The sequence below is a fragment of the Microbacterium sp. Bi128 genome (assembly GCF_918698205.1).
This window is the reverse complement of the sequence record NZ_CAKKMM010000701.1, coordinates 1-2,617: the sequence shown is the minus strand read 5'-3', so window position 1 is coordinate 2,617 and position 2,617 is coordinate 1. Positions and strand designations below refer to the sequence as shown.

Genomic DNA, 2,617 nt, shown 5'->3' with positions numbered 1-2,617 from the left:
CAGGTGCCGCCCACCGTGCCCCGGGACTCCAGGATCGCGAAGGTCTTCCCTGGTGTTTCGCGTTTCAGCCGGCTCGCGAAACCTATGCCGCTCAGCCCGGCTCCGACAATCAACACATCCACGTGCGCGCTCATCACGCCAAGCTATCGACTTAAAGTCGAGAGAGTCAACACCGTGTTGATACCTCGCGTTAGGATGGGCGCATGGCTCCACGTGGAAGACGTACAGCACGGGTCTCGGGGGATGAACGCCAGGACGCGATCCTCACAACTGCCGAGGCGCTCCTTGGCGAGCGGTCCTTCGACGACGTTTCGATCGAGGAGCTGGCCCGCGGCGCCGGCATCTCGCGCCCCACCTTCTACTTCTACTTCTCGTCCAAGGATGAGATGCTGCTGGCCCTTCTGGACCGGGTGATCTCCGAGGTAGAGCACCGTGTCAGTGAGTTGCCGCGAAATTTCGAAAGTGACCCCGCGGGAGCCTGGACGCGCTCCATTGGCATGTTCGTTGAGGTGTTCGTGGCGCATCGCGGCGTCGCCACCGCGGCGATTGCAGCGCGGGCCCGCAACGACGAGGTGCGCGCCCTCTGGTCCAAATCGATGCAGTCCTGGGTCGATTTCTCGAGCGATGTCATCTCGTCGGAGCAAGCCCGAGGGGCCGCGCCGGACGGCATCGACGCCCATGACCTGGCCGTAAGCCTCAATCTCAAGAACGAGCGGGTGATCACCGCCGTCCTCAACCGGGAGATTCCCGCGATCGCGGAGTCCCATGCCCTGGACGTGTTATCCACCATCTGGATCCGCAGTATCTATGGGTCCGTCAACCCCGGCCGTTCCTAGCGCCCGGGTGGAAAGGAAGAACCCGCATGCCCCACCAGATCAAGACCCTGACCGTGCTCGGCACCGGAGTGCTCGGTTCCCAGATCGCCTATCAGGCCGCCTTCCACGGATTCGCTGTCACCGCCTACGACGTCGACGGCGACGCCCTGGAGAAGGCCCGGGCGCGCTTCGCCCGGCTTGTCGGCATCTACCGGGCGGCCAACGTCGGCGGTGCCGGAGAGAGCAAAGCCGAGGCAGCTCTTGAAAACCTCCGCCTTACCTCCAACCTCGGGGACGCCGTCGCCGATGCAGACCTTGTGATCGAGGCCGTTCCTGAGCTGCTCGAGGTGAAGCGGGACGTCTACCGCACGCTCGCAGAACTGGCCCCCGCCAAGACCATCTTCGCCACGAACTCATCAACTTTGCTGCCCAGTGATCTCAAAGATTCCACCGGCCGTCCCGACCGCTTCCTCGCCATCCATTACGCCAACAACATCTGGGCGCAGAACATCGCCGAGGTGATGGGCACCGACGAAACCGATCCCGCCGTCTTCGACGCCGTCGTCGACTTCGCGCGAAACAGCGGGCTGGAGCCAATCGAGATCAGGAAGGAGAAGGCCGGCTACGTGCTGAACTCCCTGCTGGTCCCGCTCCTGAACGCGGCCGCCGGCCTGCTGCTGCAAGGCGTCGCCAGCCCGGAAACGATCGACAAGACGTGGCGCATTGCCACCGGAGCGCCGAGCGGTCCGTTCCAGATCTACGACGTCGTCGGGCTGGGAACCGCCTACAACATTGCCGCCTCATCGCCAGACCCCGGATCTCAGGCCTTCGCTCGGTACCTCAAGGACAACTACATCGACCAGGGCAAGCTCGGCGTCGAGACGGGCGAGGGTTTCTATACCTACTAAGTCTTCGCATGGGCTGACGGACGGTGCTGACGGACGGTGCTGACGGACGGTGCTGACGGACGGTCTAGCGGAGGGGGAGTGGCTGTGGAACCGCTTTTTACACTGACCCGGTCAGCCCTGGCGGTTCGTGTCCAGGACGGTGACGTCCAGGGGCATGCGCTTGGCGCGACGGAGGCGTCCGGCCAGCACGTTGCGCACGCCGCGGGTCACCATGGTCGTCTTGGTCAGATACCGGAACTCGGCGGCGTCCGACGTTACCAGGTCCAGCAGCGGCCGCGCGGCGTCGTCAGGGGTCTGCCCCCACAGCCCGACGACGACCTGCAGCCCGCCCAGTCGATGCTCGTACCCGGGCTGGGACGTGACGTGCCCCAGCATGTCCGTGATCACCAGGCCCGGATTCATGCCGTGCACCCGGACGCCGGTGCCCTTGGTCTCCACCCGCAACGTCTCGGTGAACTGGCGGACCCAACGCTTGCTGGACGCGTACGCGTTCTGCAGCGCCACCGGCCCCTGGTCGCCGTGGCCGTACACGTTGACGAGGTCGCCGCGACCTTGGCCGATGAACACCGGCAACGCCACCCTCGACCCGTGGAACGTGCCGAGGATGTTCGTGCGCACCACTTGCGTGAAGTCCTCGACCGGCGTGGAGGCCGTCGGCCCGAAGACGCCGGAAGCTCCGGCGTTGTTGACCCAGATGTCGAGCGTCCCGCGGCTAAGGGCCTCGTCGCGCAGGGCCTCGACGTCGGCCAGTTCACCGGTGTCGCAGTGACGCCCGGATGCCACGATCCCTTCCGCGTGCAGCCGCTCGACGGCGGCCGCGACGTCGGCGTCCGACCTGGACGCCAGCACCACCGTCGCCCCCTGATGCCCCAGCAACCGGGCCATGGCCAACCC

At 65.8% G+C, this 2,617-nt stretch carries 4 protein-coding genes; 2 read left to right on the top strand and 2 right to left on the bottom strand.

Translation table 11 applies throughout. The features are described 5' to 3' along the window. A partial coding sequence (locus LQV45_RS25090; RefSeq protein ID WP_230009337.1) for an NAD(P)-binding protein occupies nucleotides 1-134 on the bottom strand: 134 nt, incomplete at its 3' end. Nucleotides 135-203: 69 nt separating this feature from the next. On the opposite strand from LQV45_RS25090, the gene LQV45_RS25085 reads away from it, so the two are divergent. After that, complete coding sequence (locus LQV45_RS25085) at nucleotides 204-836, top strand: TetR/AcrR family transcriptional regulator (protein WP_230009336.1); 633 nt, start codon at nucleotides 204-206, stop codon at nucleotides 834-836. Nucleotides 837-862: 26 nt separating this feature from the next. After that, nucleotides 863-1,723: a 3-hydroxyacyl-CoA dehydrogenase gene (locus LQV45_RS25080; protein WP_230009334.1), complete on the top strand. Its 861-nt coding sequence runs from the start codon at nucleotides 863-865 to the stop codon at nucleotides 1,721-1,723. A gap of 111 nt (nucleotides 1,724-1,834) precedes the next feature. Here LQV45_RS25080 and LQV45_RS25075 read toward each other — a convergent pair. Further along, the coding region (locus LQV45_RS25075) for an SDR family oxidoreductase (protein WP_230009333.1) at nucleotides 1,835-2,617 on the bottom strand (783 nt) is incomplete at its 5' end.